The organism is Methylosarcina fibrata AML-C10 (assembly GCF_000372865.1).
Classification (GTDB): domain Bacteria; phylum Pseudomonadota; class Gammaproteobacteria; order Methylococcales; family Methylomonadaceae; genus Methylosarcina; species Methylosarcina fibrata.
Map to the genome: position 1 here is coordinate 2,566,223 of NZ_KB889965.1, position 14,522 is coordinate 2,580,744.

At 54.8% G+C, this 14,522-nt stretch carries 14 protein-coding genes; 5 read left to right on the top strand and 9 right to left on the bottom strand.

Annotation, left to right across the window (positions count from 1 at the left end; genetic code table 11):
- Positions 1–34 precede the first annotated feature (34 nt).
- Positions 35–676 (bottom strand): hypothetical protein, encoded by a 642-nt coding sequence (locus tag A3OW_RS0112070; protein ID WP_020563698.1) that lies wholly within the window; start codon positions 674–676, stop codon positions 35–37.
- 319 nt (positions 677–995) lie between these two features.
- On the opposite strand from A3OW_RS0112070, the gene A3OW_RS0112075 reads away from it, so the two are divergent.
- Entirely contained in the window at positions 996–1,760 is a 765-nt protein-coding gene (locus tag A3OW_RS0112075; RefSeq protein WP_020563699.1) for an exodeoxyribonuclease III, read from the top strand.
- Positions 1,761–1,793: 33 nt separating this feature from the next.
- The gene (locus A3OW_RS0112080) at positions 1,794–2,387 is read left to right on the top strand and encodes a uracil-DNA glycosylase family protein (RefSeq protein WP_020563700.1); all 594 of its coding nucleotides are present in this window, start codon (positions 1,794–1,796) and stop codon (positions 2,385–2,387) included.
- Positions 2,388–2,481: 94 nt separating this feature from the next.
- Here the strand turns inward: A3OW_RS0112080 and ypfJ are convergent, their stop codons facing one another.
- Complete coding sequence (gene ypfJ / locus A3OW_RS0112085) at positions 2,482–3,339, bottom strand: KPN_02809 family neutral zinc metallopeptidase (protein WP_020563701.1); 858 nt, start codon at positions 3,337–3,339, stop codon at positions 2,482–2,484.
- A gap of 79 nt (positions 3,340–3,418) precedes the next feature.
- The gene (locus A3OW_RS0112090) at positions 3,419–4,120 is read right to left on the bottom strand and encodes a YidB family protein (protein WP_020563702.1); all 702 of its coding nucleotides are present in this window, start codon (positions 4,118–4,120) and stop codon (positions 3,419–3,421) included.
- 290 nt (positions 4,121–4,410) lie between these two features.
- Here A3OW_RS0112090 and A3OW_RS0112095 point away from each other — a divergent pair, with 290 nt between their 5' ends.
- Complete coding sequence (locus A3OW_RS0112095) at positions 4,411–4,917, top strand: C40 family peptidase (protein WP_020563703.1); 507 nt, start codon at positions 4,411–4,413, stop codon at positions 4,915–4,917.
- Positions 4,918–4,975: 58 nt separating this feature from the next.
- Here A3OW_RS0112095 and A3OW_RS0112100 read toward each other — a convergent pair whose 3' ends face one another.
- From A3OW_RS0112100 to rluC, 5 genes are all read right to left on the bottom strand, one after another.
- Complete coding sequence (locus tag A3OW_RS0112100) at positions 4,976–5,653, bottom strand: response regulator transcription factor (RefSeq protein ID WP_020563704.1); 678 nt, start codon at positions 5,651–5,653, stop codon at positions 4,976–4,978.
- 25 nt (positions 5,654–5,678) lie between these two features.
- On the bottom strand, positions 5,679–5,933 hold the full coding sequence (locus A3OW_RS0112105; protein ID WP_020563705.1) for a PepSY domain-containing protein: 255 nt from the start codon (positions 5,931–5,933) through the stop codon (positions 5,679–5,681).
- Between the two features lie 125 nt (positions 5,934–6,058).
- The gene (gene sppA / locus A3OW_RS0112110; protein ID WP_020563706.1) at positions 6,059–7,039 is read right to left on the bottom strand and encodes a signal peptide peptidase SppA; all 981 of its coding nucleotides are present in this window, start codon (positions 7,037–7,039) and stop codon (positions 6,059–6,061) included.
- A gap of 9 nt (positions 7,040–7,048) precedes the next feature.
- Positions 7,049–7,696 carry an HAD-IIIA family hydrolase gene (locus A3OW_RS0112115; RefSeq protein WP_020563707.1) on the bottom strand — a complete coding sequence of 216 codons (648 nt, stop codon included), beginning with the start codon at positions 7,694–7,696 and terminating at the stop codon, positions 7,049–7,051.
- The gene (gene rluC / locus A3OW_RS0112120) at positions 7,680–8,639 is read right to left on the bottom strand and encodes a 23S rRNA pseudouridine(955/2504/2580) synthase RluC (protein WP_020563708.1); all 960 of its coding nucleotides are present in this window, start codon (positions 8,637–8,639) and stop codon (positions 7,680–7,682) included. The genes A3OW_RS0112115 and rluC overlap by 17 nt, the downstream gene beginning before the upstream one ends.
- Positions 8,640–9,241: 602 nt before the next feature.
- Between rluC and A3OW_RS24880 the strand changes: the two genes are divergently transcribed.
- Positions 9,242–11,548 (top strand): Rne/Rng family ribonuclease, encoded by a 2,307-nt coding sequence (locus tag A3OW_RS24880; RefSeq protein WP_020563709.1) that lies wholly within the window; start codon positions 9,242–9,244, stop codon positions 11,546–11,548.
- 91 nt (positions 11,549–11,639) lie between these two features.
- On the top strand, positions 11,640–12,908 hold the full coding sequence (locus A3OW_RS0112130) for a TIGR03862 family flavoprotein (RefSeq protein WP_026223538.1): 1,269 nt from the start codon (positions 11,640–11,642) through the stop codon (positions 12,906–12,908).
- Here A3OW_RS0112130 and A3OW_RS0112135 read toward each other — a convergent pair.
- Positions 12,903–14,519, bottom strand: a complete 1,617-nt coding sequence (locus tag A3OW_RS0112135) for a flavin monoamine oxidase family protein (protein WP_026223539.1) — start codon at positions 14,517–14,519, stop codon at positions 12,903–12,905. The genes A3OW_RS0112130 and A3OW_RS0112135 overlap by 6 nt on opposite strands.
- Positions 14,520–14,522 lie beyond the last annotated feature (3 nt).

The following is a 14,522-nucleotide window of genomic DNA, read 5'->3' on the forward strand; positions in this document are numbered from 1 at the left end:
TCACAACGGAAAAACGGGACGGGCCGGGTGCCCGTCAGGCCTGCTCGGTTAGAAGCGAGCCTGAAGCGGTATGAGACATGGCGCTGTTGCTGGCGGTGGCGTCGAGCTGTTTTAAAAAATCCACCAGACCTGTATCCGACGTTGAACCGCCCAGGGCGGTGACCAGATTGTTGAAATCCGTTTGCAGTGTGCTGTCGCCGCCGGCCCCATCACTCAGGGAAGCAATCAAGTCCTGAAGATTGGTTTTGACGTTGCTGTATCCGCTTTGCACCGGTGAAGACGTAGTGGAACCGCTTTCAGTACTGCTTTCTGTGCCGCTGTCGACGACGGTTTCGCCTTCGCCGGTAGTCGGAGTCGTCTGGATACCACCGCTTTGATTCAAGGCCTGATGCAAATCACGCAGGAACGCATGCAGTGCCTCGCGCACGTCTTCGGAATTGCCGGCAGACGAGGCGCCGTCGCCGGTGACGTCCTGTAAATTCAAGCCCAGACTGCTTAAAGACGCCATAACGTCCCGCACAAAGGCATGGCCGTCATTCGGGCGGCCGCGATGGGCTCGCTCGATGCGCGAACGGTCGTTCTCGCCATCGGAAACTCTGGGATCATGCGGCCGTATGCCGTTCAATATACGGGCCGGGTTCAATTTGGCAAACAAGCCAATGGCTGATGTATTCATATTTTCACCTTATGTTTAATTGGAGATTGAGGCATCAATTCATTAACAAGCCCGGATCGAAGCGATTCGGGCCGTATAACCGTTAAGCCGTCCCTGTCTAACCTGTATCGGCCCAAATTACTGAAAGTTTAGTAAAAATCCAAAAAATGCCAACACCGGGCCGTGCGCCCAATCAACCGGGACTCGGCTGCGTCTACGGAAAAACGCTTTTCTCTCCTTCGAAAAACCACTGGTTAGCCTTCGGTTCGAAGATTACAATAGCGCCCGATTGGATTTTCGATCAAACCGAAACATTCTCTTACCCAACCGGAATCATTAGATGAAGATAATCTCATGGAACGTCAACGGCATCCGCGCCGTTTTAGGCAAAGGTTTTGCCGAAACGGTGGCGCGGCTCGACGCCGACTGCATCCTGCTGCAGGAAACCAAGGCGCAGGTCGAGCAGATCGACCAGGCGCTGGCCGGCATCGACGGCTACCGCATTGCCTCCAATTGCGCCGAGCGCAAAGGCTACTCCGGAGTTACGTTGTTGACGCGCCGGGAGCCGCTCCATGTCACCTGCGGGATCGGCCTGAACGAGCACGACCAGGAAGGCCGCGTGCTGACCGCCGAGTTCGAAAGGTTCTTTCTGGTCGACGTCTACGTGCCGAACGCGGGAGAAGGACTGGCCAGGCTCGGCTACCGTCAAACCTGGGATATCGAATTTCTGGCGTATTTAAAGCAATTGCAAGGCCAAAAACCGGTGATCGCCTGCGGCGATTTCAATGTCGCACATAAGGAAATCGACATCGCCCGCCCGAAAGCGAACTACAACAAATCGGCCGGCTATACCCAGATCGAAATCGACGGTTTCAGCCGATTGGTCGGAAGCGGCCTGACCGACACCTTCCGCCATCTCCATCCCGATACCGTCGCCTACAGTTGGTGGAGTTTCCGCGCCAATGCCCGCGCCAACAATGTCGGCTGGCGCATCGATTACGTGCTGGTCAGCGAACCGCTGCTCGACAAGGTCAGGCAGGCCTTTATTCTGCCGGACATTACCGGTTCGGACCATTGCCCGGTCGGCATCGACATCGACCTGTAGACGGAACGTCCCATGAATGCATGTGCACAACGGATGAGAGAACACCGCGCGGCGCTGGCGGAATGCCGCCAATGTCCTGCGATGACGGGCCCGGTCGTCAGCGGCAGCCCGGTGCTGTCGCCCATCTTATTGATCGGCCAGGCTCCCGGCGACAAGGAAGGGCTCTTCGGCAAGCCTTTCGCCTGGACCGCGGGCAAGACCCTGTTCAAATGGTTCGAACGCATCGGTCTCGACGAACAGGCTTTTCGGCAGCGCGTCTACATGGCCGCCGTTTGCCGCTGTTTTCCGGGTAAAAACCCGAAAGGCGGGGACCGGGTACCGAGTCCGGGTGAAATCGGCAATTGCAGCGGATGGCTGAAGGCGGAAGTCGAACTGCTCAAACCCGAATTGATTCTTCCGGTGGGCAAACTGGCCATCGGCCAATTGCTTCCGGTAAAAAAACTGAACGAGGTCGTCGGCGGGCTGCATAAGGTCACTTTTCACGGTCATTGCACCGAAGCAATACCGCTGCCCCATCCGTCCGGAGCTTCGACCTGGCACCGCACCGAGCCCGGCCTGACGCTGCTGGAATCGGCCTTGACCACCTTGCAAAACCATTCGGCCTGGCAACGCGTTTGCGCTCTATGAGAGCGGTTATGAGGATATGGATTTCGAGGCTCAATACCGCGATAAAAAATGCCGGAATACAGTCTCTCCAATTGCTTACAAATGTAGGCGGGGCTTATTTTTTCGCCGCCATCGAAAAGGTATCGCAAGAGGCTATATCGCCGCTTTCCATTCCTTTCCGCAGCCAAAAAGCTCGTTGCTGCGATGAACCGTGAGTAAACGATTCCGGGCTCACGGATTGTCCGGCTCTGCGCAACAGGCGGTCGTCCCCGATCGCCGAGGCAGCGTTGAGACCTTCATCGACATCGCCGGGCTCCAGCATGCTGCGGTATTTGTCGGCGTGATGCGCCCACACCCCGGCAAAACAGTCCGCCTGCAATTCCAGCAGGACCGACAGCGCATTGGCTTGAGCCGAACCGCTGCGGACCTGCAAAGCATGCACTTTGCCCGATATGCCGAGAAGATTTTGCACGTGGTGGCCGACTTCGTGGCCGATGACGTAAGCCTGGGCAAAGTCGCCCGGCGCGCCCAGACGGTCCAGTTCGCGGAAAAAACCCAGATCCAGATAAACTTTTTGATCGCCCGGACAATAAAAAGGTCCGGTGGCGGACGACGTGAATCCACAGGCCGACGCCACCTGGTCCGTAAATAAAACCAGCTTCGGCTCGCGGTAATGCTCGCCCAGGCCCGGAAAGATCGCTCCCCAAGTATCTTCGGTATCCGCCAGAACGGCCGAGACGAATTGAGCGGCTTCATCGTCTTCGGGAGACGGAGGCGCTTCGGCCGTAAAGCTGGTTCTTCCTCCGCCCTGAGTCAACAAAGCCAGCAACTCCAGAGGATTTTCACCCAAGACAACGCCGATCAGCAAAACAATGGCCAGCGTTCCGACGCTCAGCTTCAGCCTGGGCCCGCCGAGACGTAGCTGGCGCCGATCTTCCACGTTATCGCTTCGTCTACCTTTTTTCCATAACATGCGCGCTACCTGCTGACATCGTCAGTCCAAACGAATAAACAAGCCTTTTCCGAAACCGGCGTCAATGAGTCGACTTTTCTCAAGGAATGCGCAAATGCTGGCCCGGAGAAATGCGGTCCGGATTGGACAAAACGTCGCGATTCGCATCGAAGATGCGCTGCCACTGATTGGCATCGTGATAAAACTGTTTGGCGATGCCGGACAGCGTATCGCCGCTCACCACGGTGTAGGTTCGGCCGGCCGGTGTTTCGGACGCCTGTTCCCCGGCGGACGCCGCGGTCGGCTGGAAGGTGGACGGCTTTTCCTCTTCTTCCTTGCTGCCGAAATAAGAGGCTGCTGCCGCTCCCGCAGCGCCTGCCGCGGCAACTCCGAGCCCTCCGAGCAGCACCTTGCTCCAGGTCGAGAGGTTGCCGGATTCGGGCTCCTTGCCCTCCGGCGTCAGTTTATCGACCATCTCGGGCAATACCCTGGCAAGCACCGAGGGCGCCTCGGATTCGGGAATGCCGGCTTTTTGGGCCACGGCCGCAATCTGGTCCTTGCCCAATGCATTGGCCAATTGATCGGGGCTTACATTCTTGTTGTCTCCGGTGCTTATCCAGGATTTAGCCGCATCGCCCAGGCCCGATTGCTGAAATTTATTAACCAGTCCGTTGATTCCCCCCATAGAATCCAACATTTGCAAGGCGCCATTGACTAAATTTTGGGATTGGCTCTCAGCTTGCCCCGAAGCCGAAGTATTCGAGCTGATGGCGGATTTGACTAAATCTAAAAAACTACTCATAGCTATCTCCTCGTGTTTTTCTACAGTTGTTTATTTTGTACTCGGATGATTACTAAAAAATTCGGCAAAGATCGAGCTTAATTAAAAAAATTAAGCCTAACTTTAAGAGATAAAATAAAAAACAAAAAGTTTCATCTAAAAATTTTTAAACCGGAAACAATCGGTCTATCTTTGAAAAACGGAGGAAAATTCGTGTCGAAACACGGGAGAAGGAAGAAAAGGACTTATTCGGAGCTTCCTAAATTATTGCTATTATTTCCCTTTCACAGATCCGTAGAGGAATCGCCGGAATGATTTGCAGCCAATGCGACTGTCGGCATGTTTATGTCAAATGGACTCTGGCTTTATTCATAGTTCTGATTGCGGGATGTTCCAGCGTCCCGAAACGAACACCGGCGCCTGTCTTTCCCTCCGCACTGCCGCCCGTTACCCGTTATGCCCTGAGCCTGACCGGAGTTCCATACCGATACGGTAAAGCTTCTCCTTCCGAAGGATTTGATTGCAGCGGATTCGTACAATACGTTTACGGCCGATACGGCGTCCGGCTGCCGCGCACGGCTCGGGAGATGGCCATGATGTTGCCGCCTGCCGAACCCTATTCGTTACGCTCGGGCGATCTGGTATTTTTCGATACGGAAGGAAACGGCTATTCTCACGTCGGCCTGTTCGTCGACGGCGATCGATTCGTGCACGCGTCCAGCAGCCGAAGCGGAAAAGTGATGGTGTCGAGCCTCAACAACCCTTATTGGCGTCAGCATTATTCGGGAGCCCGCCGTCCGTGGGCCGGTTATCGTTAGAACTTTTCTTGCCGCCCGTCATCACCCTTAAAGCTTCCCAATCTTTGGGACGCCGGAATCAGGATGGATTGACGGGAATCCGGTAACCCCGTCCGCGCAGGGTTTCGATCGGCTTGCGGGTGCCGTCGGGATCGAGTTTCTTTCTCAACCGGCCGATGAAAACTTCGATCACGTTGCTGTCCCGATCGAAATCTTCGTCATAAATATGAGCCGTCAGGACCGATTTCGAGATCAGTTCGCCCTTTCGAAACATTAAATATTCCAGCACCTTGTATTCGTAGGCGGTCAGCTCCAGCTTGACTCCGGAGACCGATACTTCCTGGGCGACCGTGTCCAGCTCGATGTTGTCGTGCGTCAGGATGGGGTGTGCCTGGCCCACCGACCGCCTCAGCAGGGCATTGATGCGGGCCAGCAACTCTTCATAATGAAACGGCTTGACCAGATAATCGTCGGCTCCGGCTTCCAGCCCTTCCACTTTTTCCTGCCAGCGGTTACGGGCCGTCAAAATCAGGATGGGAGCCGTCATCTTGGCTTTGCGCAAGCGTTTGATCAGCTCGATGCCGGAGAAATCCGGAAGGCCGATGTCAACGATGGCCGCGTCAATGGGATATTCTTTTCCCATATAGTAGCCGTCCTCGCCCGTATGAGCGACGTCGACGGCAAACCCTTTATTCGCCAGATACTGCTGTATTTGCCTGCACAGCGTTACTTCGTCTTCAACAACCAGAATCCGCATGTTTCCCGCTTCTCCTTTACAACCATTAACTTATGACCGCGCCGGTCTCGGCGTCGATCTTCAGATGCTGGATGCGCCCGTCCGGAGTCAATATCTTGATAATATGAACCTCTCTGCCCTCGATGATCACCGTTTGCGCCCCCAATACCCGGCTTTTTCCGTCTCTGATGATCTGCTGGGTCGCCTGATCGAGGCTCACCCGCGCCGTGAGCAGGGGCGCCTCCGCCAATGCCTGACCGGAAATCAGCAGCAACACCGCAATTTTGATTAAGTTTCTCATTAGAAATCCATGAATGTTCTACTCTAAACCAATTCCTGAGAGTGCTGTCGCTGGACTTCCGGTATCAGAAAATAATTTGGACTGTCATCATTTTAAGCGCACATCCTGAATCCAGACTGAACTCATTACCGTAAAGTCAACCCCTGAAGCAGGCTGCTGATGGATCGACCGAAAGCGGCGCCGATTTTGCCGGCTATTTTATCCAGCAAATGTTCCTGAGGAGTGAAATCAACCTGATTTTCCGCCCCGATGATTTCCTTGGCCACGTACTCGTCCGACCCGTACGCATCCGCAATACCCAGTTTGATGCCCTCCTGGCCGGTCCAGACCAGACCGGAGAACAATTCCGGAGTCTCTTTCAGCCGTTCTCCCCGGCCTGCCTTGACCGCATCGATAAACTGCCGGTGCACCTGATCCAGCAGCCCCTGCATAAAACGGGTCTCTTCTTCTTTCGGCGGAGAAAAAGGATCGAGCAAGGCTTTATGAGTTCCCGCCGTCAATACTCTGCGTTCTATTCCCAGTTTCTGTAGGGTCTCGACAAAACCGAAACCGTCCATTAAAACGCCGATGGAACCGATCAGACTGGCCTGGTTCACGAAAATCTTGTCGCTGGCGGCCGCTATGTAATAGCAACCCGAAGCGCAGATATCGCTGACCACCGCATACACCGGCAAATCGGGATGTTCTTTTTTGATCTTCCGGATTTCATCATAGACATAAGCCGACTGCACCGGGCTGCCGCCGGGCGAATTGGCGTGAAGAATGATCCCTTTGGTCTTCTTGTCCTCGACCGCGTTTCTCAGCCCTTCGATGATGCTTTCGGCGTTGGCCTCCTTGTCTTCTGCGATCATGCCGACCACGTCGACGACCGCGGTATGGTATTGACCGTCGACGCCGAGGTTCTCCTTGATTTTCGGATACGCCATCATCGCCACCAGCACGATCAAATAGACAAAAATAAGAGATTTGAAGAAAATCCCCCAGCGTCTGGCCCGGGTCTGCTCGTTGACGGCAGCCAAAGCCAGTTTTTCGATCACCGAGCGCTCCCAGCTCGGATCGCCGGATGAGCCTGTGTTAGCTTGATTGTTCTGTTGATTGTCTGTCATGTTCAAACCTTAAATAAATTTCAGTAATTCCGTCGGCTGTTGCAGGCACTGCAAGGGTCGGTATCGTTGCAATAGAGATTCCGGATGCGCTCCGCAGGCGACGGCTACGGACGATATTCGGGCATTTTCGGCCATTTGCAAGTCGTGCACGGTATCGCCGACCATCAGCGCGCGCTCAGGAGCAATATCAGCATAGCGGATAATCTCTTTCAGCATACCGGGATCCGGCTTGGAAGCCGTTTCATCCGCGCAGCGGGTGATGCAAAACAACTCTTTCGTGTCCGTAGCATGCAATGCCCTATCCAGTCCTCTCCGCGTTTTTCCGGTGGCGACCGCCAGCCGATAACCGGCGTCTTGCAACTGGACCAGCATGTCGTAAACTCCGGGAAACAAATCGTCCCTATCCAATTCCCGCGCTCGATATTCCGCAGTGTAGCATTCGATCAGCCACTTCCGGGTTGGCGCGTCGGCATCGGGAAACAGGGTTTCGATCGCCCGATCGATGCTCAGGCCGATGACCTGCCTGGCCGAATCCGGCTCGGGGACGGGGCAATGACAGCGTGCTGCCGCCTTTTGTAGACACCCGACGATCCAGTCTATGGAGTTGGACAAGGTGCCGTCCCAATCGAAAATGATCAAATTAAAGCGGTTCTTCATGTTTCAGCAAATCTTCCAGTGATTCAGGCAGGGGCGCATGGACAGTCAATTTTTCCCCGGTGGCGGGATGCTCGAATACGAGTTGCTGCGCATGCAGAAAGATACGTTTGTAACCTCTGGCTCTAAAGGCGCGATTGACCTCCTCCAGTCCGTAACGTTCGTCGCCGACGATCGGATGGCCCAGATACGCGGCATGAACGCGAATCTGATGCGTCCGTCCGGTTTTGGGCGAAGCCTCGACCAGCGTGGCCCCCCGGTACAATTTCAGCCGCTTGAACACCGTTTCCGCCGCTTTCCCGGTCTTGCTGACGATCACCATCCGTTCGCCGCCTTTGGCGACATTTTTTTGCAGAGGCGCATTCACCACCATTTTTTTTCTGGCCCATTCGCCGGCCAGTAAGGCCAAATAGGTCTTTTGAACGTGATCATCCCGGAAAAGTTCGTGAAGCCTGCGCAAGACGCTGCGTTTTTTTGCGATGAGCAGACAACCCGAAGTGTCCCTGTCGAGCCGATGCACCAATTCCAGAAAACGGGCTTCGGGCCTAAGCTGCCTCAGCCCTTCGATAATGCCGGAATCGATGCCGCTGCCGCCGTGAACGGCAAAGCCTGCCGGCTTGTTTAAAATTAAAAAGCCGTCGTCTTCGAATAAAATATTTCTTTGCAAGGCGTCTTTCAAATGCTGGGGAACGAACGCTTCCTCGGCATTTTCGGCCACCCGGATCGGCGGAATGCGGACGACGTCGCCCAACGCCAACCGATAGTTAACGTCCACACGTCCCTTGTTAACTCGAACTTCACCCTTACGGACAATCCGGTAAATCCGGCTTTTGGGGACGCCTTTCAAGCGGGTGATCAAAAAATTATCGAGGCGCTGATCGCAATGATCTTCGGCAATTTCCACCCATTGGACGTTAGCGAATGTACTTTGTAATTGTGTTTTCATAATGCAAATAATACCAGTATCCGTTCCGGTTTGATTCTTTAAATTGATGTTAAACGCTAAGGTTGTTATATTAAGCAGGTAAAAATAGTAAAAAATACGTCGCCCCGGGAATTTCACGTAGAACGGTATCGTCGGGTGCGGGAGAGCAGGCGCCTATCTATGACCGATAAACGGGTCTCTTCCGGAAGAATCACTCAGTCATGCCGAAAACGGCCCGTCAATATAGAATAACCAATATATGGGCCGGGGACCACTCAATGAAGCCGAAAAGGCAAGCTTTAACGCCTTCGCTTTATTGCAAGAATTTCGGGTTTATTGTTCGACCCTTGATGAACAATTTACAACTCCTGTTTAAAAACAGAATTTACAACCAAGACTAGAAGACTGTTTATTTGTCTACTATTTGCCGGCTCCAGCCTGTCGTTGCAATCACCCGATAGGAAGCCCGGCAGATAACGGAGCATCAGCCTCGAGACAAACTGTCTGCGTTATTCGCCATAAAGCAGCTCGGGAGAGTCAATGAAGATAAGGCCGGCGCAATGACCGGAATCCGTCTGTTCGGTAAAATCTGATTATGGAGCAGGATACTACAAGGATACAAAATGAAAAGAATGCTTATCAATGCTACGCAGGCAGAAGAACTGCGAGTTGCTTTGGTAGACGGTCAAAAATTATACGATTTTGACATAGAAATCCCTTCAAAAGAACAAAAAAAATCGAATATTTACAAAGGAATCATTACTCGAGTGGAACCGAGCCTGGAAGCGGCCTTTGTAAACTACGGCGCCGAAAAGCACGGTTTTTTGCCTTTTAAGGAAATTTCTCCCGCCTACCGTCAAGGTCAGAGCGATGCCGAAACCGAAGGCCGTCGCTCTTCGATCAAAGAATCGATCAAGGAAGGCCAGGAAATTCTCGTCCAGATCGAAAAAGAGGAACGCGGCAATAAAGGCGCCGCCTTGACTACCTACATCAGTCTTGCCGGCACCTACCTCGTACTGATGCCCAATAATCCGAAAGCCGGCGGCATCTCCAGACGTATCGAAGGGGAAACCCGGAACGAACTGCGCGAAGTCATGGCGGCCCTAGAAATTCCGGACAGCATGGGGTTGATCGTCCGGACGGCCGGCTGCGGCAAAAATGCCGAAGAGCTGCAATGGGACCTGAACTACTTGATGCAGTTGTGGGAAGCCATTGAGCGGTCTTCATCCGAACAAACGGCGCCGTTCCTGGTGTTTCAGGAAAGCAACGTCATCATCCGGGCCTTGCGCGATCATCTGCGCGGCAACATCGACGAAATCCTGATCGACAACCCCGAGTCGTTCAAGCTGGTGCAGAACTTTCTGAAACAGGTCATGCCTCACTTTCTGCAGAAAGCGAAACTGTATCAGGACTCGGTGCCTTTATTCAGCCGGTACCAGATCGAATCCCAAATCGAACTGGCCTACGGCCGTGAAGTGCCGCTGCCTTCCGGCGGCTGCCTGGTCATCGACCACACAGAAGCCTTGACCTCGATCGACATCAACTCGGCGCGCGCGACCAAGGGCAGTGACATCGAAGAAACCGCCCTCAACACCAATCTGGAGGCTTGCGATGAAATCGCCCGCCAGCTCAGGCTGCGCGATTCGGGCGGATTGTTCGTCATCGACTTTATCGACATGCTTTCCAACAAAAATCAGAGAGCCGTCGAAAACCGCCTGCGCGAAGCGCTCAAGATCGACCGGGCCCGCATCCAGACCAGCCGTATTTCGCGCTTCGGATTGTTGGAAATGTCCAGGCAACGAATGCGTCCTTCCCTGGGGGAATCGACCCAGTTGCCTTGCCCCCGCTGCAAGGGCCAGGGCACGATACGCAACGTCGAATCGGTGGCGCTTTCGGTCTTGCGCATTATCGAAGAAGAGGCCATGAAAAAAGGCACGGAAAAGGTAATCGCCCATCTGCCCATTGAGTGCGCCACCTTCTTATTGAACGAAAAACGCCATACCATCGAGCAAATCGAAAACAGGCTGAAAGTAGGCATCGTCATCCTGCCCAGCAAGCATCTGGAAACGCCGGCTTACGACATCGAGCGTATCAAGGAAAAGGATGCCTATGAAGAAAAGGCCAGCTATCAGCAGATCAAGGCCGAAGAAATCACCGTTCCCGAGTTTGCCCAGCAGGTCCGCCAGCGAGTGGAGAAGCCCGCCATCAAGGAGTTTTTACCCGAATCTCCGGCGCCTGTGCAGAGTAAAATCGAATCCGCCAGCCTGATCAAACGGTTCTGGTACAAACTGATCGGCCCGGGCAAAAAGCCGGCCGCGCCGGAACCCGTTGCCGCCCCCCCGGCCAAGGAGAAAACGCCGCCTCCTGCCGGCAGAAACCGCGGCGGCAAACGAGGTAAAGATCAACCTCAAAACGGCGAGGCCCGCGCTCATAGAAACCCGAAGGCTTCCGGCAAGAATCTCAAGCCACAGCACGATTCGGCCTCCCAAACGAACGCGAAACCGGAACCGGTTGAAATTGAATCGGTCTCCGCAACCGATGCCGTTCAGGCAATGCCGGAAACAACCGCGGCCAATGGCGAGCAGAAAAAGCATTTCAGCGGCAAGAGCGGCAGAAGAAGCCCGAATCGAAGAAGACCTCGCAATCCCAACTATAACAAGCCCGACGGCAACGGAGAAACCGGTCCCCAGCCCGATAATTCCTCGCCGCCGTCTTTGAGGGAAAACGCATCCGAAACGGCGGGAGCGGCCTCTTATGCGCATGATTTTTCGACTAGAATGGTCGCGCCGGAACTCCAGACGAGCAGGCCGGAACGTCAGGAGTCCAGAAAAGACCCCGACTCCTATCGGGAAAACGAAAACAAGCGTTCTCTTGAAACCACCGCCGTAGCCGCCGAACCGGCCAATTCCGGTTTGAGCCAGGATTCTTGAGGATAAAGACTCACAGCGTGTTGTTTTTCAGGTTAAGAAAAACAACACGCGGGTCTTCTCTGCACTCTACCGCCAGTCCGGTCCACGGCCGATGTCTAGACACGTCTCTGCCGAAGCAGTTGCCGTCATAGGCGGTGGACCGGCCGGATTGATGTCGGCCGAGGTGTTGTCCTTGCATGGCGTTCCGGTTCGGCTGTTCGATGCCATGCCTTCGGTCGGCAGAAAATTCCTGATGGCCGGAAAAGGCGGGATGAACGTCACCCACTCCGAACCTTACGATCTCTTTCTGTCGCGCTACGGCGGCCGTCAAGCCCGAATCAAGCCGCTGCTCGACCGGTTCGGGCCGGAGTCGTTGCGGCAATGGCTGAAGGATCTCGGCATCGACACGTTTGTCGGAACGTCCGGCCGAGTCTTTCCCACCGACATGAAAGCGGCACCGTTGCTGAGAGCCTGGCTGCACAGGCTGCGTATTCAAGGCGTCGAATTCCACGTGCGGCATCGCTGGACCGGATGGGCCGGCGAAGGAACCGATGTTTTATGCTTTGACACTCCCGCCGGCGAACGCCGCGTCCCAAGTCCTGCCGTCGTCCTGGCTTTAGGCGGGGCCAGTTGGCCTCAATTGGGCTCCACCGGCGCCTGGGTGCCGTTGTTGCAGGCAAGAGGCGTCCCGGTCGAACCGTTCAAACCCGCCAACTGCGGTTTTAAGGTCCTCTGGAGCGAGTATTTTCGCCAGCGGTTCGCAGGAGCGCCTTTGAAGCCGGTCGCATTGAAGTTTGTAACTCGGGAAGAAAAAGTCATCTCCCAAACGGGAGAATTTGTAGTGACGCAGGACGGGGTCGAAGGCAGCCTGATTTACGCCGTCTCTTCGCGCCTGCGCGAGGCCATCGCCGCATCCGGCGAAGCGGTCATCGAACTGGATTTAATGCCGGGCCGCGATCTCGGCGATTTGATCGGCCGGCTGTCCCGACCCCGAGGCAAACTGTCTTTGTCCAACCACCTCAGGAAATGCCTGGGCCTTCAGGGCGTCAAGGCCGCCTTGCTCAGAGAACTCTTGCCCGCTTCGGAGCTTAAGGAGCCGGACCGGCTCGGTGCTGCGCTGAAAGGATTGAAAGTCAGGCTGACCGCTCCCAGTCCTATTGAAGAAGCCATCAGTTGCGCCGGGGGCATACCTTTTGAAGCGCTCAACGAACACTTGATGATAAGGAAGCTACCCGGCGTCTTCTGCGCCGGCGAAATGCTCGACTGGGAAGCTCCGACCGGCGGCTACTTGCTCAGCGCCTGCTTCGCCGGCGGCCGGGCGGCCGGCCTGGGGGCCTTGGCCTGGCTGAAAGACAACGAATCCAGTCCTGCTCTTTCATAAAGCCCGCAGCAATTCTTTTGCGGCACGCTCGCCTTCGCTCGCCCCTCCTTCCATGAAGCCTTGAAAATCCTGGGACGTGTGTTCTCCGCAAAACAAAACCGTCCCCTGCGGCGCTTTTTCATAACCGCCGAAGGTCGTGTACTGGCCGACCCGGTAATAGGAATAAGACGCCTTGAAGAACGAACTCAAATGCGGCAGCGATTGGGTAATTTTACCGTTCCATTCCTGTGCCGCTCCCGGAAAAACGGGCGCCATTTGCGTTACCCCCTGCAAAGCGTCCTGTACCGATTGTTTGTTGGCGTCCGTGGCAAACGGTACTTTGGTTTTCATCGATCCGGTGGTCTCTCCTCCGGAATACAAGTTCAGGATTCCCTGGATTCCGGGCTGCGCCCGCGTTACTTCCCACGAGGCCTGATAACCGGTATCGCTGTAGGTGCTGCCGTTACTGACGCCGCTCTCTCCCGTTTGCCGCTGATGCCAGAAACGATGCAAGAATTGCAGTTGCAATTTGCCGTTGCGGCCGCGGCCGAGCTCCTGAATGGCGGTGTGTTTCAGCTCGTCGAAGCCCGCCTCGCTGTAATCGATCTCTCTCAGCACGGCGAAAGGAATCGCCAGCACCACATAATCGAAGTATTCTTCAAACGAGTCTTTGCCGTCGACCGTTTTGAACCGGAGCCGGTATTGCTGGTTTTCGGTTCGGGTGATCTTGGTCAATTGCGCCCCGAAACGAAACCAGCTTTCACCCAGATAGTTTTTGATCGCTTCGGGTAATTTCTGATTGCCGCCGCGAATATGATAGCGCTCGTCGGAAACTCCGAAAATATTGAAAGCATTGGCGCCGGCGGAAGAATTCGCTTGGTATCCCAGAAGATAGAGCAGATTCAGCGCCGACTGATCGGTGGTTTCGGCACCGTATTCGATGTTGTAAGCGACGTCCAGCAGTTGGCCGAACCGCGAGGCGTGGCCTCCGGGTATGCGCGTTTCTATCCAGTCGTAAATGGACATGTGGTCCAGTGCATAACCGGCCTGGGTGAAGGAATCGAACTGTGTGGGGTAATCGGCGGCCTGAAGGTCGTCTTTAATGATATTGAAAACTCCGGCAAAATCGGCTTTCGCTTCGTCGTAGGTATAGTCATTGCCGAAAAAATAATACAGTTCCTCGGCATGCTCAGGTTCGGCGGACAACAAGTCGTCCAGCGGCAACCCGAATCTCATGGCCAGTTGACGGATGGTCTGATGGCCGGAATCGATCAGCTCGCCGCACCATTCGCTGATTTGATTGCCGTCCCAATAATCCGTTTTGGAAAACATTCGGCCTCCGACGCGATGGGAAGCTTCGTAGACGGTGGCCTTCACGCCCCGGTCATCGAGCTTCAGAGCACAGGCAAGACCGGCGATGCCGCTGCCGACAATGGCAATGCGGGGTGTCAGTCCGGCTTTGGCCCATTTCGGCAGCAAAGAAATCATTCCTGCCGCGCCGAGCCCTGCAATAAATTCCCGCCGTGTCAGCGATGGGCCTAAGGTCCCTCTGCCGTTATTCGCATTGATTTCTTTCAATTGCAATTCTTGAGCCCATTTTTTTATGAGGCGCATTAAAGAGGTACGTGCCATGGT